Origin of the sequence: Geobacillus sp. BK01, assembly GCF_052220245.1 — a bacterium.
In the GTDB taxonomy this organism is placed as follows: Bacteria; Bacillota; Bacilli; order Bacillales; family Anoxybacillaceae; genus Geobacillus.
In genome coordinates, this window is sequence record NZ_JBQPTH010000007.1 from 78,776 (window position 1) to 102,959 (window position 24,184).

A 24,184-nucleotide genomic window follows, 5' to 3' on the forward strand; every position below is an offset into this window, starting at 1 on the left:
CGTTTTACCCTCGCTCGGCGAGCAGCGATAAGGCGTTTACGGCGGCGACAGTCACCGTGCTTCCCCCTTTGCGGCCGCGGTTCGTAATAAATGGCACATCGAGTTTCGCCAATTCGTCTTTTGACTCCGCTGCCGAGACAAACCCGACCGGCAGGCCGATCACAAGCCCCGGCCGCGCTTCCCCTTCCTTGATTAGGCGAATGAGTTCGAGCAGAGCCGTCGGGGCATTGCCGATCGCGAAAATGCCCCCTTCCGCCTCTTTGACCGCCTTGCGCATGGCGACGATCGCCCGCGTCGTATTCAGCCGTTTCGCCTCGGCAATGACGTCGTCATCAGAAATATAGACGTGCACCGAACTGCCAAATTTGGCAAGGCGCGTCCGATTGACGCCGACTTGCACCATTTGCACATCGGCGACAATAGGCTTGCCGCTGCGGATGGCAGCAATGCCGGCGCGCACCGCATCGGGATGGAACAGAAGGCTTTGGCCAAGTTCAAAATCAGCGGACGCGTGAATGACGCGCTGGACAATCGGATACTGTTCAGCGGTAAACGAATGGTCGCCGATTTCTTCATCAATGATTTGAAAGCTGCGCGCTTCAATTTGTTCCGGTTGGACGGTGACCGGGCGGAAAGTCGTATGGAACTCCATTCTCTGTTCTCCCCTCTCTTTGTTGTTTGGCTAGAACGAGCTCGAAACATCTCGCTTCATCGAACGTATAAGTCCGAACCCGTTTTTCTCTTTGTTCCTCTCGATCTTTTGCTTTACGCGAGCGGAAGCGGTGCATGTTGCTTCAACGCCGCCAGCACGCCGGCAAAATCGTGATGCACAATGCCGTATGACAACCGTGGGCGGCGGATGACGATGACGTCGATGCCGAGCTCCTCGGCGGCGGCGATTTTCTCATCGACAAACCCGACCTTGCCGCTTTCTTTCGTGACGACGACCGTAACGCCGAAATGACGGTACAGCGCCCGGTCGAGCTCTTTTGTGAACGGCCCTTGCATCATGACGATCTGCTCTTGCGAAAACCCGAGCCGCTCGCATTTGTCGAAATTGTCCTTCCGCGGCAGCATCCGGGCGATCACCTTCACGTTTGGGCGTCCGAGAAGCCGGGCGGCGAAAATGTCGAGCGTTTTGCTGCCGGTCGTCAGCATCACAACGCCGCCTTTTTCCGCCGCCAGATCAGCCGCTTCTCCATAGCTGTCGACAAATGTCACCTTATCGGACGCAATGGCTGACGATTGCCGCTCATAGCGAATGTACGGCAATCCGCTGTCCGCTGCCGCTTGCATGGCGTTTTTTGACGCCTCTTCGGCAAACGGGTGGCTCGCATCGACAATCGCTTTCGCCCCTTCGGCTTTCGCGAGTTCAGCAAGCCGGGATGCAGCCAAACGGCCGACATAAGTGCGAATGCCGGCCGACCGGAGCTGTTCGGCCGCATGGTCGGTGACGACTGTCGCGGTTACGCGATAACCAGCTTGCCGGATCATCATCGCCAATTCGCGGGCGTCACTTGTTCCGGCTAACATCAAAATCATCGACGCTTTCCCCCTTTAATGATGATGATGGTGATGATGATGGTGGTGGGCGGCGTGCAGACGATATTGACAAGTGTCGCAGTTCATCGCCACCGCCTGGCCGAGCACCTCGTGGAGGCGGTCAAGCACGATCGCCTCAAGCTTCGGATGAAAGCCGAAATAGCCAGCAAGCGCAAATGAGATATGCGAGTACTCAGCTTGGTATTGTGCCACTTGCCGCTCAAGCCGCTTCATGAGCACGCCGGTGAACAGAAAATACGGCAAGACGACGATCCGTTTCGCGCCAAGCGCCAAACAGCGGCGGACGGCGTCATCGAGCGACGGCGTCGTCACCCCCATAAACGCTGGTTCAATGAGTGCATACCCAGTCTGTTCCCAAAACAGGCGGGCGATCTTGTACAAATCGCTGTTCGCATCCGGGTCGCTCCCCCCGCGGCCAAGCAAAATGACCGCCGTTTCGCTGTCCGGATGTTCCGGCTGTTCGCCGATTTCTCGCAATCTCTCTTTTAAAATTTCAAACGTCTCTTCGTGAACGCCGATCGGCCGCCCGTATTGAAACGCGATATGCGGGTAGCGTTTTTTCGCCTCATCAATTTCCGCCGGAATGTGCAGTTTGGAATGCCCGGCCGGCAATAAAATGAGCGGGACGACGGCCACTTCCGTTGCGCCGGCTTCCGCGCAGCGTTCGATTCCTTCGCTGATTGACGGACGGCCAAACTCAAGAAAACACGTTTCAACGTGAAAGGAAGAGGCAAGGCGCGGCCGCAGCTGTTCGACAAACTCCCGCACTTGCTCGTTTCCTTCCGGGTCGCGGCTTCCATGGCCGACAAACAAAATGGCCCTCATGTTCATTCCCCTCTCTTTCGTGTCGCTCAACCTGGCGGTTAGTCGCCGCATGCGGGTGCTTCGATCATGACCGCCGTCTTCGCCTCTTCGTGCGAAAAGCGGCCGATTTGTTTCACGCGAGCGAAAAACTTATGAAACCGCTCGTTCGGATAGGCGTGTTCTTTGTACTGCTCAATGATGTCCGTCACAACCGCCACCATCTCCTCCGGCGGAATGCCTTCCGCAACGAGCCGCCCCGGATGGGCGTTGCGGCCGACCGTTTTTCCGCCCAAAAACAAGTCAAATTTCCCTTTCCGGTACACAAGCCCGATGTCTTCGCGCACCGCCCCGTAGCACGCCATCCCGCAGCCGTTGATGCCAAGCTTCAATTCTTTTGGCAACGCCATGCCGCCTAACCGCCGCGCCAATTCTTCGGCGTACGGAATGGCGTCTTTTTTCTCCCCGTCACAAAAATCACACGCCTTCACCGTCAACACATCGCCGACCGGCGTGACGGTCAGCCCGACGGCCTTGAGCCGGGCGATCAGTCCATCTGGATCTTCCGTCAGCCGTTCGATCTGTATGTAATGATCCGGGGTGTACGTGATTTTTCCATCCGTTCCCGCCACTTCCGCAATCACGATCAACTGTTCCGGGGTGAACTGTTTATTGGCCACCCCCGGGCTCACCGCTGCTTCCAACAGCACGGACGTCGTCTTTCTTGTTCTCCGTCTCTCGAAAGCGGCGAGCGCGTCTTCGGCCGTTTCTTTCACCCGTTTTGGCTGGGCGGTCGGCTGCTGTCCCGCTTTGTTGGCAGGCGGTATGGAAAGCTGTGTCAAACCGGAAGCCGGCGGCATTGGCTCGGCCTCCTTCGCCACCGCGGTGGCCAAGGCGGTGAACGAGTGATCTTTCTGATTGTTTTCAGCGAAGACAGCCGCTTCGGACGATCCTAACACCCCCGGCATCTCTTTTGGCGGCTTCGTCTGATCGAGCGCCCATGGCTCCGCTTCTTTGCGCAGCCGCTCATGCGGCTTGAGCGGCTGGATGGCGGCGGTGAGTTGATACTTGCGCTGGTAGCCGCGCGGGGTAATCATCAGTCCGTCATGAACGAACGTCGTCGAGTTGCCGATGATGACCGTCGTCAACATGCCGATCTCATGGTCAAGCATATGCGCCAAGTCGGTGAGGACGATATGTTGGCGTTCGCGGTACGCGCTTTTTACGAGTCCAACAGGGGTCGTCGGCGCCCGATGACGAAGCAAGATGCGCTGCGCTTCCGCGATCTGCCGAGTGCGCCGCCCGCTTTTCGGATTGTACAACGCAATGACAAAATCGGCCGCCGCCGCAGCTTCGAGCCGCTTTTCAATCAGCTCCCACGGCGTCAAATGGTCGCTCAAGCTGATCGTGCACGCATCGTGCATAATCGGCGCCCCAAGCAGCGCGGCGCACGAATGAATGGCGGAAACGCCGGGGATGACTTCGACTTCAATCGAACTGTCCTTCGTCCACCCTTTTTCAATCAACACTTCATACACGAGCCCGGCCATGCCGTACAACCCGGCGTCCCCGCTTGAAATGACGGCGACCGTTTTACCGCGCTCGGCCCATTTCACCGCCGCCTGGGCGCGGCTCACTTCTTCAGTCATGCCGGTGCTGATGATTTCCTTTCCAGCAATAAGATCGCGCACCAGCTCAATATATGTTTTGTAGCCGATGATGACGTCGCTTTCTTCAATCGCCTCGCGAGCCCGTTTCGTCATATGGTCGGCGCTTCCCGGGCCAAAGCCAATAATGAGCAGTTTGCCGTTCATCATCATTCCCTCCTTTGCCGGTTGAAACAAAACGTTTACTGCAGTTGTCGTGTGCCAACTACCCACCACCTACACTTCGCTTAGAGGTGGGGGCTTCAAGCGACTTGTGTGTTCGCCGAACGGTAAGCCACACACAAGAACCCTTTACGCTTCCCTTCGTTCCGAAGTTGTCCGTTCTAGCCATATTCCACCCTATTCGTTGTCTAACGCCAACCGACATTCATCTCCCACTTTCCCTTCGCTTAGAAGTGGAAGACTTCTTTCGGAAAAATGTTAAAATCTTCTGCGACGGTGTCAGCAACGCTCTCTCTTCTATTGCACAAGGCGCCGAGGCACCTGTTTTTCCTCCGGTCGCCACGCTTGCCAAAGCCGCACAAACAGCGGAACATCCAAACGAACATCCAAAAGCCGTTGGCGGTCAGCAAACACGTCTTCCGGCGTCCCTTGCATCACGATTCGCCCTTCATGCATGACAGCGACAACATCCGCCCACTGCCAGACAAAATCCATATCATGCGTGGTAATTAACACGGTCGTCCCCGCCCGATGAATCGTCTCGATTTGCTCGAGAAATCGTTTTGTCTGGTGTTGATCCAAGTAGGCAGTCGGCTCGTCAAGCACAAGCAAATCCGGCTTCGTCGCCATGGTGCAGCAAAGCGTCAGCCATTTTTTCTGTCCGAGGCTCAATTGATGGGTTGGACGGTCCAACCAAGAATCGATCTTATATTCTTCTACAATAGAGACAAGCATCTCTTCGATATTTTCCATGTCCATCCCGGCATGAGCGAGGCTGATGGCCAACTCATCGCGCACGAGCGGCGCAAGAATTTGATGTTCCGGGTTTTGGAAGACAATGCCGACTTCACGCCGCCATTGGGCCCAATCAGCGCCGCGTTCATACATGTTCCGGCCTTTCCAATACACGATTCCCTCTTGCGCCCGCAATAGCCCATTCAAATGGAGAAACAGCGTCGTTTTTCCGCATCCGTTCGGTCCAATAAGCGCATATTTTTTCTGCTCCGCAATCTCCCAATCAATTCCATTAAGCACATCGCGCGTCGAATCATAGGCATATCGCACTCGTTCCATTCGCAACAACAAATCCCCCTCATCCTCCCCACCATTCCAAACCGAGCAACACCACCATTACGACGCCGGCTGCGATGTCGGCAAGGTGCATATTCGTTTTCGGCGGTTGAGATGTATACACAATGGAAGCCATTCCCCCGCGGGCAGCAAGCGAACGACTGAACGCCTCATACGACTGCCACGCTTTCATCCACAATTGATACATGAGCATCCCTCCGTGCCGCCAATGCCTTCCCCCATTGCGGGCACGCAACGCCAACATCAGCTCAGCCGCCGCCTGTTCCAACAAAAAGATGAAGCGATACATGAGGACACAAAGTTCAACCAATGCTGTTGGGAGCCCCATCCCCCGCAACACAGCAAACAACTCCGGCACCGGAGTCGTAACCAGGAGAAAAAACAAGCACGACCAAGCGGCAAGTGAACGGATAGCAAGCTCAGCTGCTGGCTGCAACTGGCTGTCAACGATCGACAACCGAAAGGGGAAGGACACCGATACGACCAACGTCAACAAGCTAATCCCTAAAAAGGCGCTGGCAGCCAACATGGCTTTTCCATACAAAGAAAACGGCACCCGTGCACGCCCCATAGTCCAATATGCCATTCCAACAAGAACAAGCCATTGCTCTCGCCAGTCCCCGATCATGGCAAAGAAAAGCATGGCGAACGTCAGCAGCAATTTCCATTCTGCCCGCCATGTGCGAAGCCGGTTGTCATACGCCCAACGGTCAAACTCGCGAATCATGACTGCTCTTCCGCTCCGACCTCCCTTTGTACACCCCGATGACATAGCCGATCACGCCAGCACCAAGCGCGGCTTGCAGTGAGAACAACAATGTTTCGACTTCCCCCCCGGGTGGAGTGAAAATCGATTCAAACCATGGGCGGTAATGGGGATGGAGCAACTGAATTGCTTTTTCCGCTTGATCGTCTGTTCCCCCAAACTCCGATCCGCGTGCCCACCAAAGCGGCACCATAATCAGCAAAACAGCTAACAACAATAACAAACGATTTTTTTTCATCCTTTCACACCTCCTTTTCTTTTTGGAACAACGGAGAAGCTTGGTACGAAGCAAGCCAGTTCCAGACAACCACCGTTACAATGCCTTCAGTTATCGCCAACGGTACTTGGGTGATCGCGAAAATACCAGCAAATTTCAAAAGCGAAACGATGATCCCACCCTCTGGAGCAGGAAATGCCAAAGCGAGCTGCAATGAAGTCGTCACATACGTCGCCAAATCAGACAAGCAGGCCGCCAAAAACAATGCGGCACGATTGGACATTTTCCCTTTTCGGCACAATTGATACACTCCGTACGCAACGAACGGACCGATGATCGCCATCGACATAGCATTTGCACCGAGCGTCGTCAACCCTCCATGAGCGAGAAGCATTGCTTGGAAAAGAAGGACGACCGTCCCGATCACCACCATCACCCATGGTCCAAACAAAACGGAACCAAATCCGATTCCAGTCGGATGTGAACTGCTTCCTGTGACGGACGGAATTTTCAACGCTGATAGCACAAACGTAAACGCACCCGCAAGCGCCATCAGAAGCTTTTGTTCCGGATGTTGCTTTAAGGTGTGAACAAGCCGGCGCAAACCAAGCACGAAAAACGGTAAAAACAATAACCACCAAAATAACGCCCATTTGATGGGCAAAAAGCCTTCCATAATATGCATGGCATACGCTTCCTGTTCGCTGGTCATCCAAAAATACACCGCGAGTAAAGTGGCGACCGCGCTCCATCGAATGATCCTTTTCATTTATCTGCTCCTTTCTGGCCATGTTCCGTTTTTCGTTTTCCGCTTGGCGCCTCTCGTTCACCGGCTGGCGTCAACACCAATCCGCTTTCGTATTCATACGTCGCCCACTCCCGCAACGGAACCCCCTCGCCCAAATGGGCGCGCACGACTTCCTTCGCCCGCTCGGGAGTCATGAGCCGGTACCAGACGCCATCCGGGTAGACGATCATGACACACGCGTCTTGACAGCGGCCGTTGCAGCGCGTTCGTGTCGTATGGACAACGTCATCGAGCCCGAGGCGGGTGATTTCCTCGCGGACCGCAATTGTCACGCCGTCCCCGCCATGACGGAGGCACGTCCCTCCGTTGCAGATGAACACATGGTGTTTCATCCCTGTTAAGTCCCATGTCGCCATCGAATCCCCCCTTTTGGCTAGAATAATAGAATTCAGATGCAGACAGACGGGCAGGTTTCAGGCAAAAGAAAAAGCACCTCCATCGCAGAGGTGCAGAAAAATGTATACGAAAGCCATAAACGGCCCCAAACAGGCCTGATGCAGCCATCATTCTCCCGCACGTCTGCCTATAGTCCCGTAGGCATCCGTCCGATCGAAACAAGGCAGGTCTCCTGACTTAGGATCATCGCTTGGCGGCGCCTTCCCGAAGCATCCTTCAGTGACTTGTTGCCGCAAAGCTCCCCATCACAGTGGCGGGTACCGTGCCGGATTTTCACCGGTCTTCCCTTTTCACCCAAGCCTTTCCGCAGGCTTAGGCACCTTGTTCGTTCTTCGCCATATGTACACTGTCATGGAACAAGCATCCTTTTTCATCGTAGTACAACTTGATGGCGGCCGTCAACCGTTTTTTGCCGACAAATCTTCACGGGCAACGACAACGCCGTCCGCATCGGCGTACACGTATGCGCCCGGCTCCCAGCGGACGCCGCCAAACTCGAGCACAACATCGCGAGCGCCTTTTCCCTCTTTTTTGCTTTTCACCGGGCACGTGCCGATCGCCATAACGCCAAGCGGCATGCGGCCGATTTCCGCTGAATCGCGGATGCAGCCGTGGATGATGACGCCGGCAAGCCCCCGGTCGCAGGCGATTTGCGCCAACCGGTCGCCTAATAGCGCCACGCGGCGCGAGCCTTTTCCATCGACCACAAGCACCGTCCCCGGCGGCACCGTCTCGAGCGCTTCACGGACAAGAACGTTGTCTTCAAACACGTCGACCGTCGCGATCGGCCCGGAAAACATCCGTTTTCCGCCGTACGATTGAAACGGCAACTCACAGACTTGCAACTCATCTAAAAATTGATCGCATAAATCAGCTGTTTTCATGATCCTCTCCCCTTTCGTTTTTTTCATTCGTCATCATTCGTCAAAATCCTGCCGACTCCACATTTTTTTGTGGCGCTGTTTCTGCTCGGGAATCGGATGCGTGTCGTTGCGGGACCGCTGAACGACAAAAGGATTCGCTCGCCGTCGCTTTCCGGCGAACGAAAAAAACGGCCCCGCACGACATGGCGGAAGCCGTTTTGGCCGTCGGGACGAACGAGCCCCGTCCGGCGATTCAGCTGGGCTAGCTGGATTCGAACCAGCGCATCACGGAGTCAAAGTCCGTTGCCTTACCGCTTGGCTATAGCCCAACGTTTTGTTGTCATTTACAGTATGCGGCATGATGGCGCACTTTATGCATCAAACTGAATATCCTTTTGCCTGGTGTGCGAAACTATCGATACAAACGTCCTTTTCCTACCATATATCATTTCGTTTTTCCCTCGCACTCGTTTTCCCAGTATGATACATTGAATTTGGAAAGGGAGAGATGGACATGCGCCGGATCACGGTTTTTCGCTTCTATCTTTGCGCATTGTTTTTGTTATCGCTGCCGATCGTCTTAGCGGCCTCGGCTGCTTGGCAGCCACCCAGCCAGCCGAAAACCGCCGTCATCGCCCACCGCGGCGCGTCCGGACACGCGCCGGAGCATACGCTCGCGTCCTATCGCCTCTCTGCCCGCATGAATGCCGATTATATCGAAGTCGATGTGCGGTCAACTAAAGACGGGAAGCTCGTTGCCCTGCATGATGCAACACTCGCCCGGACGACAAATGTCGAAACGGTTTACCCGCACCGGTCGCCATGGCGGGTCAGCGATTTTTCATTGCATGAGCTCAAAAAGTTGGATGCCGGATCGTGGTTCGATCCACGCTTTGCCGGCGAACGCGTTCCGACGCTTGATGAGGTGGTTCGGATGCTGAAAGCGGAACGTGTAAACGTTCCGTTGTACATCGAAACGAAACAGCCCGGCATCGAACAAGAGGTCGCCCGCCTATTGCAAAAACACGGCGTTCTCCAGCGCGGAAGCGTCATGTTTCAATCGTTCCATCCAGAAAGTTTGCAGGCGCTCCGTCCGCTTATTCCGCGCGGCATCCCGCTCATTCAATTGATCGGCGAAAAGGAAGCACGAAGCAGCCGGGATGCCCTGTTGCAACAAATTGCCGTCTATGCCGATGGCATCGGCTTGCCGTTTTCAGTCGTCACTGAAAAGTCGGTGCGCGCCGCCCATCGCCGCGGGCTTATTGTTCACGTCTATACCGTCAACGCTCCACACGATCTAGAACACTTATGCGCGATGGGCGTGGACGGCGTGTTTACCGACTACCCTGACCGCCCAGCCCGCATCGCTTCGTGCCGCCGACCGCCCCGTCATTGACCGCCCTTTAGGGGGTATTTACATAATATAATTATGGTTTATACATTTTCGTTTGGCTCCATTCATTCTTCAAAAAAAGGGGAGGACAAGATCATGTGGACGATCGCCGACTACCAAAACGGACCGTTTACCGTAACGACGGACCGCCGCCGCGTTCAGCTTGAGCGCGTGGTTTACTTCCTCGCCCGTTCGTACTGGGCGAACGGGCGCAGCCGCGAAACGATTGTCAAATCGCTCGACCATTCGCTTTGCTTCTCCCTTTTTCACGGTGAAAGGCAGATCGGCATGGCGCGCGTCATCACCGACGGAGCAACATTTGCCTACCTTTGCGACGTCTTTATCGACGAAGCGTACCGCGGGCAAGGGCTCGGAAAATGGCTGCTATCGTGCGTGCTCGCCCATCCCGGCGTCGCCGCCGTCCGCAAGGTGATGCTTGCAACGAAAGACGCGCACGGACTGTACGAACAATTCGGCTTCACCGCGCCGGGCGAGCCGGAGTGGTTGATGGAGCGGATTCAAGAGCCGCGAACGGAGTAAACGGCAAAAAGGCGGTCCGCATCGGCCCGCCTTTTCGTCACCGCTTCGGAAATTGAAACGACAACTTCTTCTCATTCCCGTCCCAGACAAGCGCAGCGTCAAACGTTTTCGCACCTTTCTTGAATCCTTTGATGACATTCGTCTTTCCTTGCGAAAGCAGTTTTTTCACATTGGCCGTCGAAATCGATTTGCCGAGAATGCGTTTGGAAATCGTAAACGGGCATTTTGTTTTCGCGTACTGGTCGCAGCCGTACAACGTTCCTTTATCCACAACCGTCCCGCCGCAAAGCGGACATGTTCCGACCTTTTCACCTGCCGTTTTTTTCGCCTTCCCCCGCTGAATCGAAGCGGTATCGAGTCCGCTGAATTTCCAGTTTGGCGCGGCGGCGATGGCGTCGGCGACCACTTTTTGCGCCAGCTTTTTCGCCTGTTCCATAAAGGCGGCTGATGAGGCGCTCCCTTCGCCGATTTCCTTTAAGCGCTGCTCCCATTTCGCCGTCATTTCCGGCGAGGCGAGAATCGTGCCGCCGAGCGCCTCGATCAACACTTTCGCCTTGTCAGTCGCGTACACGAGGTTCTTTTTCACTTCAATGTACTTCCGCTCTTTCAGCATTGTAATGATGGCCGCCCTTGTCGCTTCCGTGCCGAGCCCTTCCGTTTTGGCCAGCACTTTTTCCAATTCCTCATCGTCCAAAAATTTTCCCGCCGTTTTCATCAAGGTGATGAGTTCACCCTCCGTATACCGTTTCGGCGGCTCGGTTTTCCCTGCTTTCACCTTTACAGCGGCCACCTTCCCCGCCTCGCCCTGCTCGAGCGGAGGCAGCACCGCATCTTTTTCCTCCTCATGCGGACGGATGACGGCGCGCCACCCCTCCTCGACGACCCGCCTTCCTTTCGAAACAAAGCGGGCCCGGCCATCAACGAGCGTTGCGACGGTCGTATAATCGATGACCGCCGCCTGGTGGTGGGCGGCGATCAGGCGGCGGACGACCAAATCGTACACCTTCCGCTCGTCGGCCGACAGCTTTTCTGGATCCGCTACTTGCTCAGTCGGGATAATGGCGTAATGGTCCGTTACCTTCTTCTCGTTAACATAACGTTTATTATGTAAAATCGATGGCCGCGGCAACGGAAAATAAGAAGCGTACGCCGGAAACGCGGACAACTTTTGCAAAATCGCCGGGAACGTTTCCGCTTCCCCTTTCGTCACATGCATCGAATCAGAGCGCGGATACGAAACGATCCCTTTTTGGTAGAGCGATTGCAGCACATCAAGCGTCTTTTTCGGTGAAAAGCGGTACAGCTTGTTCGCCGTCGCCTGCAATGTCGATAAGTTGAACAACAGCGGCGGCTGGAACGTTTTCCGTTCCGTGCGGACGTCGGCCACCTCCGCCGGTTTTTCTTGGCAAAAGGCAGCGATCCTTTTCGCCGTCTCCTCGTCCTTGAGACGCGTTTGACCGTTTTCGTCCGTCCATGTTCCCTCATAGCGCTTATCGCCGATGACAAACGAGGCGACGACTTCCCAAAACGGTTCAGGGCGAAACTGCTCAATTTCCCGCTCGCGCCGGACGATCAAGGCCAATGTCGGCGTTTGCACGCGCCCGACGGAAAAGACGTCGTTCATCCCGCGTTCTTTCAGCAAGAGGCTGTACACGCGCGAGGCGTTCATGCCGACAAGCCAGTCGGCGCAGGCGCGGGCGTACGCTTCTTCATAGAGCGGCCGCGTCGTCTGCTCATCGAGCAGGCGGCGAAACCCTTCTTCAATCGCCTTCGGAGTCAACGATGACAGCCAAAGCCGCCTGATCGGCTTGCGGACGCCGCTCATCCGGATGATGTTGCGCACAATGAGCTCCCCTTCGCGCCCGGCGTCGCCGGCATGGATGATTTCCGTCACTTCCGGTTTTCGCAACAGTTCTTTGACCACATGAAACTGTTTCGCTTTTGCCTTCTCGATCTCATACTCGAACCGTTCCGGGATGATCGGCAGCGTGCTGAGCGTCCATCGCTTCCACTCCGACCGATACCGCTCAGGCGGGGCGAGCTGGAACAAATGCCCGATCGCCCATGTCATATACGCCCCGTCGGGAAACAAGTCATTCGGCAAAATTTCGATATAGCCTTGCCGTTTTTTCGTCCGAAAAATCGAGGCGAGCGTCGCCCCTTGGTCCGGTTTTTCCGCAATAATGACTTTCATCGGCTTCTCCCCTTACGGCACATCATGCCCCATAGAGCTTTGCAAAATGGCGAACCATTGCGCGCGGGAAAGCGGGAGAGACAGCGCCCGCACCGCCCGCTCGATGCGTTCCCGTTTCCCCGAGCCGACAATCGGCATCATCCGCGCCGGATGAACGAGAAGCCACGCGTACAGCACTTCGTCGATCGTCCCGGCACCGAGTTCCTCTTGCACTTGCTCAAGCGTCCCGCGCAGACGCACCGCCCGGTCATCGTCAGCGGAAAAAATCGCTCCACCGGCGAGCGGCGACCATACCATCGGCGGAACACGCTTCTCAAGACAAAGGTCAACGGTGCCGTCTTCGAGATTTTCAAGGCGGTACGCCGATACTTCGATTTGGTTTGTCACAAGCGGGAACGGCAAATACGACTGAAACATTTCCCACTGCGAACATTTAAAGTTCGAGACGCCGAAATAGCGCACTTTTCCGTCCTGTTTCAGCTTCAAAAACGCCTCGGCCACTTCTTCCGGGTTCATGAACGGATCCGGGCGATGAATAAGCAAGACGTCGATATAATCGGTGCGGAAATGGGCGAGCGACTGCTCGACGGAGGCGATGATATGGTCTTTGCTTGTATCGTACGATTTCATCCCGTACTTCGATGGCAGCTTAATGCCGCATTTTGTGACAAGTTCGATTTGCCCGCGCAAGCTCGGCTTTAACGCCAACGCTTCGCCGAAGCGCGATTCGCACGTGTAGTTGCCATAAATATCGGCATGGTCAAACGTCGTAATGCCGCGCTCAAGACAAAATTCAATGAGCGACAGCAGCTGCTCGCGCGAGTATCCCCAATCCGCAAGCCGCCAACAGCCGTGAATGAGACGGGAAAACGTCAAATCGTCTGCCAACTGAATTCGTTCCATGATCGTCTTCCTTTCTTTTTTGGCTAAAATCGTCCCGTTTGCGCATACTACCGACAAGAGGAAAAAAACGGAAAGGACGTGATCATATGAAACGCTGGCTTCTTTCGTTCGCCGCTGTACTCCTTTTGGCCTCCCCCTGGCCGGCGGCAGCCGCCGAAACGGCATACGAATGGAACCTGGCCGACATTTATCCATCCGAAGCCGAGTGGATGCGCGACTACAAGGCAGTGCAAAACGCGCTGCCGAAACTGGCGGCGTTTGAAAGTACACTTGACGATGCCAAAACGATCGCCAAACTGTTCGCCCTAAACGAACAAACGGCCCGCAAGCTTGAAAAACTGTCGCTTTATGCCCATTTAAAACGCGATCTGAACATTGAAGACGAGGCGGCGGCCCGGCTCGGGGCGAAAGTGGAAGCGCTCGCCGCCCAATACGCGGCAAAAACAGCGTACATCGAGCCGGAACTGCTCGCCCTTCCGGAGCGGACGCTCGCCAAGCTGCAAAAAAGCAAGCTGCTCAAGCCGTATCGCTATTATTTCACCGAACTGCGGGAACAAAAGCCGCATACGCTCACGAAACGCGAAGAACGGCTGCTCGCGAAACTATCGCCGGCGCTTAGCGAGGCGGAAAACATTTACGACCACGCCTCGCGCGGCGATTACGAGCCGCCGTCCGTCCGTATGCCGGACGGAAAAACGGTGACACTAACCGACGGCAACTACGCCGCCGCGCTCCAACATCCGGACCGCCGTTACCGGAAAGCGGCGTTTGAAGCGAAAGCGAAAAGCTACGAGGCACTCGAACATACCGCCGCCGCGACGCTGTACGCATCCGTGAAAGCGGACGAACTGTACGCGAACGTGCGCCGCTATCCGTCCGGCCTCGCCGCCGCCCTTGCCGCCGACGATGTCCCAGAAGAAGTGTTCGACAACTTAATCGCCACCACCCGCCGCCACTTGCCGGCACTCCACCGCTATATCGAACTGCGGCGGCGCGCGCTCGGGCTTGACCGCGTCCACAGCTATGACATGTACGTGCCGCTTGGCGGCAAAACGGCGAAATCGATCCCGGTTGAAACAGCCAAAACATGGATATTAGAAGGACTGACACCGCTCGGCGCCGACTACATTAAACACGTGGAGCAAGCGTTTCAAGAGCGATGGCTCGATGTCTACCCGCGCCCGAAAAAATATACCGGCGGCTACAACACGAGCGCGTATGACACCCATCCGTTCATCTTGCTCAATTACAACGGGTCGCTCGATAGCGTGTTGACGATGGCGCATGAGCTCGGGCACGCTATGCACTCTGTATACACAAACCGCGCGCAGCCGTACCATTATGCCGGCCATTCGATTTTTACGGCGGAAGTCGCCTCGACCGCGAACGAATGGCTGATGCTCGATTACTTGTATGCGCAAGCCAAAACAAAAGAGGAAAAGCTCCGCCTGCTCATTGAACAAATCGAGCAAATTCGTGGCACGTTGTACACGCAAGTGATGTACTCCGAATTTGAACGGATGATTCATGACAAAGTGCGCCGGGGCGGCAGCCTGACGGCGGACGAACTGAACCGCCTTTGGCTTGACTTGCTGAAAACGTATTACGGCCCGGCGTACGCCGCCGATCCAGGAGCGGCGCGCGGCTGGCTGCGCATCCCGCATTTTTACGACGCCTTTTACGTGTACAAATACGCAACATCGCTGGCCGCCTCCTACGCCATCGTGAGCGATATCAAGGACGACCAAAGCGGCGAAGCGTTGAAACGGTACAAACAGTTTTTGCGCTCCGGCACGTCCGATGACCCGATTCGCCTGCTCAAACGGGCCGGCGTCGATATGACAAGCCCGGAGCCGGTCGAACGCGTTTTGCGCCATTTCGCTGCGCTTGTTGACGAGCTTGATAAACAGCTGGCCAACAAGCAGGCCTAGCCATGCAGAGAAAGGTGTCCCGTTGGATGGGACACCTTTTATTCGCAGCCACCGGCTTCATCTGTTTCCTCTTTGGCGGCACGGCGGCCTTTTCTGCATTGTGCCCGGCCGCTTCGCTTTCTAAGCCTGTCTATGCTCCGGATGCGGCGCTCAGTCGTTCGCGGACATATGCGCGATCGCTTCTTTCACTTTGCGGATGTTTTCCATTTTATTATCCCAGCACGCTTGGCTCAAATCGACGGGATATTGCTCCGGGTTGAGCGTCCGTTTATACTCCTCCCAAAAGAGACGCAAACTTTCCTTTGCATACGCCTGAATGTCCTGAAGCGGCGGCGACGTGTATACGAGCCGGCCGTTGTCAAACACCGTCACATGCAAATCGCGCGCCTCAAAATTGGTGACGAATTTGCTGATGAACGTGTACACCGGATGAAACATTTTCAGCCGCTCTTCTTGCTGTGGGTTTTCACTTTCCAACGCGATATAATCCCCTTCCGCTTTATGGTTGATTTTGTTGACGATGCGATACACCCGCTTTAATCCCGGCGTTGTCACTTTTTCCGGGTTGCCGCTGATTTTGATCGTGTCGACCATCTCGCCGTTTTCATTTTCAATCGCCACCATTTTGTACACGGCGCCGAGCGCCGGCTGATCGTACGCGGTAATGAGCTTTGTGCCGATTCCCCAGACATCAATTTTCGCCCCTTGCGATTTCAAATTTAAAATTGTATCTTCGTCCAAATCGTTAGAGGCGAAAATTTTCGCGTTTGGGAATCCCGCTTCATCAAGCATTTTCCGCGCTTCTTTTGACAAATAGGCCAAATCGCCGCTGTCGATGCGGATGCCGATAAAGTTGATTTGGTCGCCAAGTTCTTTGGCGACACGGATGGCGTTAGGCACCCCCGACTTCAACGTATCATACGTATCAACTAAAAATACGCAGTCTTTATGGCGGCGTGCATATTTATGAAACGCTACGTATTCGTCTTGATACGCCTGAATCATCGAATGGGCGTGCGTGCCGGCGACCGGAATGCCAAACAGCTTCCCGGCCCGCACGTTCGATGTCGCCTCAATCCCGCCGATATAAGCCGCGCGCGCGCCCCAGAGCGCGGCATCCATCTCTTGCGCCCGCCGGCTGCCAAACTCTAGGGCCGGCTCCGTTCCCAAGATATGTTTAATGCGCGACGCTTTCGTGGCGATGAGCGTCTGGAAATTGATGATATTTAAAATGGCTGTTTCGATCAGCTGCGCTTCGGCAAGCGGCGCCTCGATGCGCATGATCGGCTCGTTCGCAAACACGATTTCCCCTTCGCGCATCGAACGGACCGTACCCGTAAAGCGAAGCGTCCGCAAATAGTCCAAAAAATCATCGCGGTAGCCAAGTTCTTTGCGTAAATAGTCGATGTCGCTGTCGGAAAAACGGAACCGCTGCAAAAACTGAATGACCCGCTCAAGCCCGGCAAATACCGCATAGCCGTTGCCAAACGGCAGCTTGCGGAAAAATACTTCGAAGACGGCCCGGCGCTCGTGAAGGCCGTCTTCCCAGTACGTCTCGACCATATTGATTTGATATAAGTCCGTATGGAGCATTAAACTATCATCCGCATATTTTTCGCTCATGTTTGCAACCTCCAACACACGAATGCATGCGCCGCCGAGTAAAACAATGTTCACCGTCTATTCTATCACGTTTTCCCCATTATTCCACTATTTCTGCGCCTAACGTATGGCGAAAAGCAAGCAGAAGATGGCATAAGAAAGCGATTCGATGATGCAAAACTCGCCTTCCATCGCTCAGTGGAAAAGCGCTTCCTTTCTGACGAATGGTCTTTACGAATAGTTGCCATCATCATTGTATAGCCATAGCCTGAAACAAAAAGCATCCCCTGCCTGCTCTCTTGTTTGGAAAGCAGACAGGGGACATTTATCATGGTGTTAGTTGTTTTCCGCCGCTTTCGCCGCCTTCAGCTGGCTGCGCAAAATGAGCGACTGGATGATCGAGAAGCAGCCGCCGACAACCCAGTAAAGCGACAGCGCCGATGGGACGGAGCTGGCGCCGATAAAAATCATGACCGGCATGATGTACGACATCATCGCTAGTTGCGGCAGTTGTTCTTCGGTCATTGACGGCGAGAGGCGAAGTGAAATGAACGTCGTCAGCGCCGCCAAAACGGGCAAAATGAAATACGGATCGCGATGGCCGAGCTCGACCCATAAGAACGAATGCGTTTTAATTTCCTGCGTCCGCGAAATCGCGTAATAAAGCGCCATAAAAATCGGCATTTGAATGAGCACCGGCAGGCAGCCGCTCGCCGGGTTGACGCCGTGCTTTTGATACAGCTGCATCATTTCCTGCTGGAGCTTGCGCTGCGTTTCCGGGTCTTTGCTTTTATACTTTTCTTGCAGCTTCAACAGTTCCGGGCGCAGTTTTTGCATGGCGAACGATGCGCGAAACTGCTTCAAAATGAGCGGCAGCAAGCAAAACCGGACGATCAGCGTCAACACAATAATGGCAATGCCGTAGTTGTCGCCGAACCAGTGTCCAAGCGCCAAAAGGAGCTTCGACATCGGATAAACAAAATAATGGTTCCAAATCCCTTGGCTATGTTCGTCAATCGGTTCATTGCGGTTGCAGCCGGAAAGAAGCAGCGCTGCACCAAGCAGAACAAACAACCATTTTTTCATGAAAAGCCCTCCTTCATCATCTAGCAAAAGTGCGTTACGTTGATGAAGACGAAGGCCTTCCATCCTCATCCGTCCGGTTTGCCCGTTCCCGGACCGGAATTTTCCGCCGCTGCGGCAAAAACAAGGGGCGCGATGGAAGAGCCGCTCGTTTGACGCCTCCTGCCGCCTCCCGCTCACGAACCGAGGCTAACGTTGGCTCATAAAACAATGATTTCGTCGCCCGGTGCACGCCCATATATCCTTTCATGATGATCCACAGCGCACCGACAAGCGACATATAGGCAAGCAAATCAATAGGCGCTTCCATGCGTCCACCTCTCTTTCGCCTTTCGATTGTTCCCTTTCCTACGATAGCAAACTTTCAACGAAAAGAAAAGCAACAATTGGTTCATATCCGCTCTAAGCGTTGAAACGCCGGCTCGTCGGCCGCCAAGACGGCCAGCTCCCCGCTTTCATCGGCCGCCAGCGCCGCCCGAAGCTCTTGCCCCGCCTCGTCAAGGCGGCCAAGCAGCGCGAGATAGCGGGCTCGTTCATAGCGAAGTCGAGCATCTTTAGCCGCGTGAACGCATCGTTCAATTGCCGCGAGCGCCTGATCGATGCGGCTCACTGCTTCATAAGCAGCCGCCAGGTGCATGTGAAATTCTTCGTCCTCAGGGTACCAATCAGCGCAGCGCTCCCAAAGCGCCGCTGCTTCTTGATCGCGGTCTGTTTCCATATAATGCTCGCCAAGCAATATGAGCGCCTCACGGGCGAGCGGTTCTTCCGCCACGATCGCCTGCAGCTCCCGCTCAGCTTTTTCGTGTTGCCCTTCTTGAAGCCAAACGACCGCCTGCAACACGCGCAGTTCGACATCGTCCGGGTCATCAGCTGCCAGCCGGTCAAGCCACCGCTTGGCTTCTTGGCGCTTCTTCTCATCGTCGTCCTTCAACAAGTGTTCGACGAATTCACGCGCCAATGAAGAATCCCACACGCGGGCGAGCGCTTTGCGCCACGTGTTGATGGCATCATCCTCCAGCTCGATCGCCGCATAAAAGCGAGCGAGCTGCCCGTACACTTCCACATGGCGTCGATTGAGGCGGATCGCGTCTTCGTACAAGTCGGTCACGATAGAAAACAAGGTAACCGTCCCGATCCATCTCTTCGCTTTTGTCCACCACCGCACCGGCTCGTCGTTTTCGTTCTGTTCCTCTTCCAAATACGGAAGGAGGGCGGCGGCCGCGTTCCGATACATAACGCTTTTCACCTCACGGCTTGTCTTTAGCCGCTCCAACCGATGGCGAAGCTTCCCTAAGCCGCGCATCGTTTTCGGAAACAGAGCGACGTACGCCGAATACAACGATTCATCGTCAGGATGGCGCACCATCAACTGTTCGAGCAGTTTGACCGCCTCTTTTTGGCGCCCTTCCCTCATGAGCACCATCGCCAAATGGCGGAGCACTTCATGATGATCCGGCGCAAGGGCAAGCGCCTTCTCGACCGCCGCCTTTTCTTGATCGCGGCGCCCGAGCGCTCCATACACGTATCCGATGCTGTCATAGTACCACGCATCCCCCGCGTGCGGACGGGCGTCAGCCAACGCCTGAAGCAGCGCCTGGGGGTCGATGATCGCTGCCAGCTGTTCAATATTTGCGCGCAACGGGGCAAGGCGAACCGCCTGAAGCAAATGCGCGCGCTGCCGTTCTTCATTTCCCTCTGCCTCATTGAGCGCAGCCAAACGAAAATGGCAGAGAGCAAGCGACGGGTCGGCCGCCAGGCACGTTTCATAATGGCGTTTCGCCTCTTCGTATCGGCCGAGCGAGGCGCACAGTTCCGCCAGCCGAAAGAGAGAAGACGCATGGCCCATGGCGGCAGCTTCGCGGTACAAAGCCATGGCTTTCGACGGCCGTCCTTGCCGCTCATAAAGGACGCCGAGAGCGGAATGGGCTGAAGCGAGTTTTGGGCGAGCCGAGACAAGTTGTGCCAAAAACGCCTGGCCGCGCTTCACAAGGGCGGGTGTTGTTAACTGCTCGATATAAAATTCGTACGCTTCCTCGGCGTCAAACTCGGCGAGGCGCAGCCCCTCCTCCAACCATGACAATGCGGTTTCCCGTTCTGTTTTCTCATCGGCGAACCCGTGAGCGATCAGCCATCTTCCCGCGTTCAGCCAATATTCGCTGTTGGCGGCAAACCGGGTGCGCTGCTCGATCACATATCGGCGCGCCTCATCCATATCCCCGCGTTCTGCAAGGGCGGCCGCCAAACCGAGATGCGCGAACACGTCCTCACCATCATGGCGGATCGCCTCCCGGTAGCACGAAACCGCTTGTTCCGTCTCGCCTTCCTCTAAATAAAGATCGCCAAGGCGGACGTATAGCGGGGTCAATCGTTCCGCGGCGGAAAGCGCTTCTTCAAGCATGGCCTTCGCCTTTTGGCGTTCGCCAAGGTCGGCATATAAGTCGGCAAGCGCCAAGTACGGGTGCGGTTCGCGCGGGTCGAGCGCTTTCGCCGCCTGAAAGCCGCGCTCTGCCTTGCGCCGGCGGCCGAGCTCCCGGTCGCAGCGGGCCCGCTCATACCAAAGATACGCATCACGCCGCTCGCGGCGCACGAGGCGGTCAAACCAGTCGCGCGCTTCCACAAATCGCTTCGCATGAAACAACAGCACACCGTGATTCGTTTCGATAAACACATCACCTGGGTACAAACGGACTGCCGTGCGCGACCCGAGCAGCCCCTTTTCGATCTGACCGGCATACGCCAGCGCGAGTCCAAAATAGCTCCACACTTCCGGCTGGTCGGGATCAAGCTGGAGCGAAGTCCGGAAATAGCGGGCCGCCTCTTCGTAACGGCTGGCAAAAAAGGCGATGCGGCCGCGCAAATAGTGGTACAACGAACTTTGCGCCTTTCCTTTCACCCGCTCGAGCACCTCTTCCGCCCGCTCTATTTCTTGGGCATGCATGTAGGCTTTCGCCGCCATCAGCAGCAAATCGTTATGCCCGGGGTATTCCGTTAGAACACGATTCGTACACTCCAATACAAGCGGCTTCGCCTCATCGCTGCCAAAATGCTTCATCACATACAGCCATGTGTACGGGATGTGCTCATGCTTGCGCAAAAAGGCGACGAATGCATCAAAATGCGCCTGTTCATCCTCATCCATTTTTTCCGCCAACGCGTGCAACCCGCGGAAATAGCGGTCTTCCTCTTCCGGGAGCGCGGCGGCAAGCGCCGCTTTTTCCCGGGGAAGCGCAACAATCGACAAATAATGTGTTCCGGCATACCACGTTTCGAGCTCCTCTTCTGGGACGACAAACGGGTCAAAGAAGTTCGGATCTTGAACGTAAAACGACTGCATTCGTTCGTCGTAGCCGAACAGCACTTGCACATGGGACGACTGCTCGTAATCGACGCTGAGCAGCACGGGCACGCCTTCGTCAATAAGCCGCTTCCAACGCGGCGGCGAGCCGGTGAAAAAGCGGCAAACAAACCCGAGTTGTTCCAAATAATGAACGGTCGTTGACAACTTTGAGCCGCGCACATCAAAAATATGCTCGGCCACCTCATCTTGCGTCCGCGGAGCGCCGAGCAAGCGAAGCATCATTTCCAAACTCGCCGGCACGCAATAGTTATGCTTTTGCACGACCGGCACAAGCGGCAGCGCGACCGCCCGCTCGTCTCGCCGCCTAAGGGCGCGGGCATACGGCGTTTTTTCCAATGGCGGCTCTTCTCTCACAAGCGATTGAAGCTTCTCCCATTCGCCAAGCCGGTAGTACAACTCGGCGCGCATATGAGCAAAATAGCGGCGGTGCATATGAAACGGGTTCACCCGGTCCAACTCCTCCATCGCCATAAGCGCCTCCCGGTAAGCGCGCACATCGCGCAGGCGGCGCACGCGCTCAGCGTCAAACGCCAACACTTGCGGAAACCGCCGCTTTCCTTCTTCCAACGCCGCCAGCGCTTCGTCGTGGCGGCCGTCAAGCGCGTACAAATCAGCGAGAAGCAAATAGCACATATCGCCGCGCTCCGGATCGTTCAGTCCGGCGCGGAGAACGTGTTCCGCCTGTTTCCGGTCGCCCGTTTCCATATAAAAATAGCCCCATTTATCGTTCATTGGTACAACTTCATAACGGGCGACCACCTCCATCCATTTGCGCGCCTCGTCGATCCGCTGCATATCGAGCAAAGCGCGCACCAACGCAAACGCCGCTCGGGCGATCGATTCATCGGACTCGTCCTTCTTGTCTTCGAGCGCGGCCGAAAGCCGCGGCATGAGCGCGTCCTCGACATCAAGCGGCCGGCGTTGATCGAGCCACTCGTCACACATCCAAGCGAGCGTCTGCAGCGTGTTGAACTTGCGATGGGCATACCGGGCGACAAGTCCGCTATGGCGGTACATGAGCGCATAATCGAACAAGCGGATGAGCGCCTGAAACGGTTCCACATTGTCCCATGCCCCGAGCAGCGACCGCCAATGAAACGGCCCGGTCGTTTCAAGATATGGCCGCACCTCAGCGAGGGCGTCGATGATTCGTTTTTCTTTCACAAGCGATGCGATCGTTTCTATTTTCATATAACGAAACTCCTTCGTTTCATCTGTCTAAGCTTCTTGCTACCTACTAAAGTTTAGAACAATCTTTCGGAAACAGCCATCCATTTTTTTGAGAAACATAACGACCAATGAAAAAGAAATGACCCATCCCGTTTTGGCCAGGATGGGCGCAAAATCGACCCGGTTATCCCGAGTGCTTGGCGAAAAATTGGAGCGACCGCTCGATTATGAACAGTTGATCGTAATCAAGCGTCGCGACATGATAGCTGTTTTCGAGCCGAACGATCTCTTTGTCTGACGATTGAATGCCGCGAAAAATGATATCGGCGTTCTCAGGGGGCACGACATGGTCCTCGTCCGAGACGAAAATCAACGCCGGGCATGCCACGCGTTCCAGCTCGCTTTTCACCAGCTCCATCAGCCCATCCAACTGCACGAGCGAAGCGGTCGGCGTTTCCTCGTACGACAACTCTTTTGCCTCCGGATCTTTCAAATCGGAGCCGATTGAGTCCAAATATCGCGGCACTTCGCCTTCGGCCGCCATCCCGGTGCGGATGGCCGGAATGTCAATCGCCGCGTTAATGAGCACGATGCCGCGGATGGACGAATACCGTTCCGCCATGTAAAGCGTCAGCGTCCCGCCCATCGACAGCCCGGTGACAAAAATCGTCCCGCACCGTTCTTTCAGCCATTCATATCCTTCCTCAACCGAATCAATCCAATCATGGAACGTCGTCTGCTCCATCTCTTTGTAATGCGTTCCATGCCCTTTCAAGCGCGGCAGGCAAACCGTATACCCCGCCTTCGCATACGCCTGAGCGAGCGGACGCATGCTGTGGGGCGTGCCCGTGAATCCGTGTACGAGCAACACCCCGACCGGCCCATGTTCGGCATAAAACGGCTCGGCGCCGGGAAGCACCGGATATTGTTCGCGCATCTTCCTCTCTCCCCCGTCTCTTTTGTCCCTTCGTTATACGTATTCGCCGCCGTCCCTTCTATTTCCTCTTTTTCCCCACTATAACCGAACTTACCAACCGAACAGCAGCGACCGCCACCATTCCCGGAACAAGCCGTTGACGCCAAAGTATACGAATCCGGCTAATGCCATGTACACAAGCGCTTTTTCCATCCCTTTTCCTGTCCGATAGAGCGGCACTTTCCACCGCTTCGATGAAAACGGCCAAAACAGCGGCACTCCTTGGACGGAAAAAAAGTCTTCCACAATATGAAACAAGTAGCCGAGCACAAGCCCCGCGGCAAACGGCGACGCCGAGTCGCGCCAGACGAGCGCGGCGAGCCCCCCCCAGACGATGAGCGAATGGGTCATGCCGCGATGGCCGAACGCTTCTTTCACTTTGCCTGAAATGCCAAACGAACGGCGTCCGACATAGGAAGACGGCTCATCAATATCCGGAAGCAAGCTGCCGATGGCAAGCCCCGCCGTATAAGCAGCGGTAAACGGCAGCGCCGTATGCGCTGCCGCTGCCGCGCCGAGACATAACGAAGCAATGACATGACTTGAATATCGCACAAAAATCCCCTCAAACCTCCCTCGTTTTCCCCATTATACCACACGAAAGAATATTTGTTCGTTTCTTTGACGAATTTGTGACAATGCCGCGAAGTGTGACAAAGTTAACATCGCGTTATTGACATCATGGCTATAGTTAAAAGT

21 protein-coding genes, 1 tRNA gene and 1 riboswitch are annotated in these 24,184 nt (G+C 55.5%); of the genes, 3 read left to right on the plus strand and 19 right to left on the minus strand.

The window, feature by feature from the left end; genetic code table 11:
* Positions 1-4: 4 nt before the first annotated feature.
* The 11 genes from ACTVDO_RS09700 to ACTVDO_RS09750 form a co-directional block, all read right to left on the minus strand.
* Positions 5-652: a precorrin-8X methylmutase gene (locus ACTVDO_RS09700; protein ID WP_020959931.1), complete on the minus strand. Its 648-nt coding sequence runs from the start codon at positions 650-652 to the stop codon at positions 5-7.
* Between the two features lie 113 nt (positions 653-765).
* Positions 766-1,542: a precorrin-6A reductase gene (cobK, locus tag ACTVDO_RS09705; protein WP_020959932.1), complete on the minus strand. Its 777-nt coding sequence runs from the start codon at positions 1,540-1,542 to the stop codon at positions 766-768.
* A gap of 15 nt (positions 1,543-1,557) precedes the next feature.
* Positions 1,558-2,388 (minus strand): sirohydrochlorin chelatase, encoded by an 831-nt coding sequence (locus ACTVDO_RS09710; protein ID WP_442901424.1) that lies wholly within the window; start codon positions 2,386-2,388, stop codon positions 1,558-1,560.
* A 38-nt stretch (positions 2,389-2,426) separates the two neighbouring features.
* On the minus strand, positions 2,427-4,178 hold the full coding sequence (gene cobJ, locus ACTVDO_RS09715; protein WP_442901425.1) for a precorrin-3B C(17)-methyltransferase: 1,752 nt from the start codon (positions 4,176-4,178) through the stop codon (positions 2,427-2,429).
* Between the two features lie 312 nt (positions 4,179-4,490).
* Positions 4,491-5,267 (minus strand): energy-coupling factor ABC transporter ATP-binding protein, encoded by a 777-nt coding sequence (locus ACTVDO_RS09720; protein WP_442901426.1) that lies wholly within the window; start codon positions 5,265-5,267, stop codon positions 4,491-4,493.
* A gap of 19 nt (positions 5,268-5,286) precedes the next feature.
* Complete coding sequence (gene cbiQ, locus ACTVDO_RS09725) at positions 5,287-6,012, minus strand: cobalt ECF transporter T component CbiQ (protein WP_020959936.1); 726 nt, start codon at positions 6,010-6,012, stop codon at positions 5,287-5,289.
* A complete protein-coding gene (locus tag ACTVDO_RS09730) occupies positions 5,996-6,289 on the minus strand; it encodes an energy-coupling factor ABC transporter substrate-binding protein (RefSeq protein ID WP_020959937.1) in 294 nt (97 codons plus the stop codon). The genes cbiQ and ACTVDO_RS09730 overlap by 17 nt, the downstream gene beginning before the upstream one ends.
* Positions 6,290-6,293: 4 nt before the next feature.
* On the minus strand, positions 6,294-7,037 hold the full coding sequence (locus ACTVDO_RS09735; RefSeq protein WP_020959938.1) for an energy-coupling factor ABC transporter permease: 744 nt from the start codon (positions 7,035-7,037) through the stop codon (positions 6,294-6,296).
* Positions 7,034-7,432 (minus strand): (2Fe-2S) ferredoxin domain-containing protein, encoded by a 399-nt coding sequence (locus tag ACTVDO_RS09740; RefSeq protein ID WP_020959939.1) that lies wholly within the window; start codon positions 7,430-7,432, stop codon positions 7,034-7,036. The genes ACTVDO_RS09735 and ACTVDO_RS09740 overlap by 4 nt, the downstream gene beginning before the upstream one ends.
* Before the next feature lie 185 nt (positions 7,433-7,617).
* Positions 7,618-7,811: riboswitch (cobalamin riboswitch) on the minus strand.
* 59 nt (positions 7,812-7,870) lie between these two features.
* A complete protein-coding gene (gene rraA, locus ACTVDO_RS09745) occupies positions 7,871-8,356 on the minus strand; it encodes a ribonuclease E activity regulator RraA (RefSeq protein WP_020959940.1) in 486 nt (161 codons plus the stop codon).
* Between the two features lie 236 nt (positions 8,357-8,592).
* Positions 8,593-8,664 (minus strand) — tRNA-Gln (locus ACTVDO_RS09750).
* 185 nt (positions 8,665-8,849) lie between these two features.
* Here ACTVDO_RS09750 and ACTVDO_RS09755 point away from each other — a divergent pair.
* Together ACTVDO_RS09755 and ACTVDO_RS09760 are read left to right on the plus strand one after the other, a co-directional pair.
* Positions 8,850-9,731 carry a glycerophosphodiester phosphodiesterase family protein gene (locus ACTVDO_RS09755; protein WP_020959941.1) on the plus strand — a complete coding sequence of 294 codons (882 nt, stop codon included), beginning with the start codon at positions 8,850-8,852 and terminating at the stop codon, positions 9,729-9,731.
* A 93-nt stretch (positions 9,732-9,824) separates the two neighbouring features.
* Positions 9,825-10,268, plus strand: a complete 444-nt coding sequence (locus tag ACTVDO_RS09760) for a GNAT family N-acetyltransferase (protein WP_023817625.1) — start codon at positions 9,825-9,827, stop codon at positions 10,266-10,268.
* 37 nt (positions 10,269-10,305) lie between these two features.
* Here the strand turns inward: ACTVDO_RS09760 and ACTVDO_RS09765 are convergent, their stop codons facing one another.
* On the minus strand, positions 10,306-12,462 hold the full coding sequence (locus ACTVDO_RS09765; RefSeq protein ID WP_442901427.1) for a DNA topoisomerase III: 2,157 nt from the start codon (positions 12,460-12,462) through the stop codon (positions 10,306-10,308).
* 12 nt (positions 12,463-12,474) lie between these two features.
* On the minus strand, positions 12,475-13,365 hold the full coding sequence (locus ACTVDO_RS09770) for an aldo/keto reductase (RefSeq protein ID WP_020959944.1): 891 nt from the start codon (positions 13,363-13,365) through the stop codon (positions 12,475-12,477).
* 86 nt (positions 13,366-13,451) lie between these two features.
* On the opposite strand from ACTVDO_RS09770, the gene pepF reads away from it, so the two are divergent.
* Positions 13,452-15,296: an oligoendopeptidase F gene (gene pepF, locus ACTVDO_RS09775; RefSeq protein WP_442901428.1), complete on the plus strand. Its 1,845-nt coding sequence runs from the start codon at positions 13,452-13,454 to the stop codon at positions 15,294-15,296.
* Positions 15,297-15,446: 150 nt separating this feature from the next.
* Here pepF and ACTVDO_RS09780 read toward each other — a convergent pair whose 3' ends face one another.
* The 6 genes from ACTVDO_RS09780 to ACTVDO_RS09805 form a co-directional block, all read right to left on the minus strand.
* Complete coding sequence (locus tag ACTVDO_RS09780) at positions 15,447-16,919, minus strand: nicotinate phosphoribosyltransferase (protein WP_442901429.1); 1,473 nt, start codon at positions 16,917-16,919, stop codon at positions 15,447-15,449.
* Positions 16,920-17,234: 315 nt separating this feature from the next.
* Positions 17,235-17,984, minus strand: coding sequence for a membrane protein insertase YidC (gene yidC, locus ACTVDO_RS09785; protein ID WP_442901430.1), 750 nt, complete (start codon positions 17,982-17,984; stop codon positions 17,235-17,237).
* A 34-nt stretch (positions 17,985-18,018) separates the two neighbouring features.
* Positions 18,019-18,291, minus strand: a complete 273-nt coding sequence (locus tag ACTVDO_RS09790) for a hypothetical protein (protein ID WP_020959949.1) — start codon at positions 18,289-18,291, stop codon at positions 18,019-18,021.
* Positions 18,292-18,372: 81 nt separating this feature from the next.
* The gene (locus tag ACTVDO_RS09795; RefSeq protein WP_442901431.1) at positions 18,373-22,530 is read right to left on the minus strand and encodes a tetratricopeptide repeat protein; all 4,158 of its coding nucleotides are present in this window, start codon (positions 22,528-22,530) and stop codon (positions 18,373-18,375) included.
* A 163-nt stretch (positions 22,531-22,693) separates the two neighbouring features.
* Complete coding sequence (locus ACTVDO_RS09800) at positions 22,694-23,446, minus strand: alpha/beta hydrolase (RefSeq protein ID WP_442901432.1); 753 nt, start codon at positions 23,444-23,446, stop codon at positions 22,694-22,696.
* A gap of 90 nt (positions 23,447-23,536) precedes the next feature.
* Entirely contained in the window at positions 23,537-24,040 is a 504-nt protein-coding gene (locus tag ACTVDO_RS09805; RefSeq protein WP_020959952.1) for a metal-dependent hydrolase, read from the minus strand.
* Between the last annotated feature and the right edge of the window lie 144 nt (positions 24,041-24,184).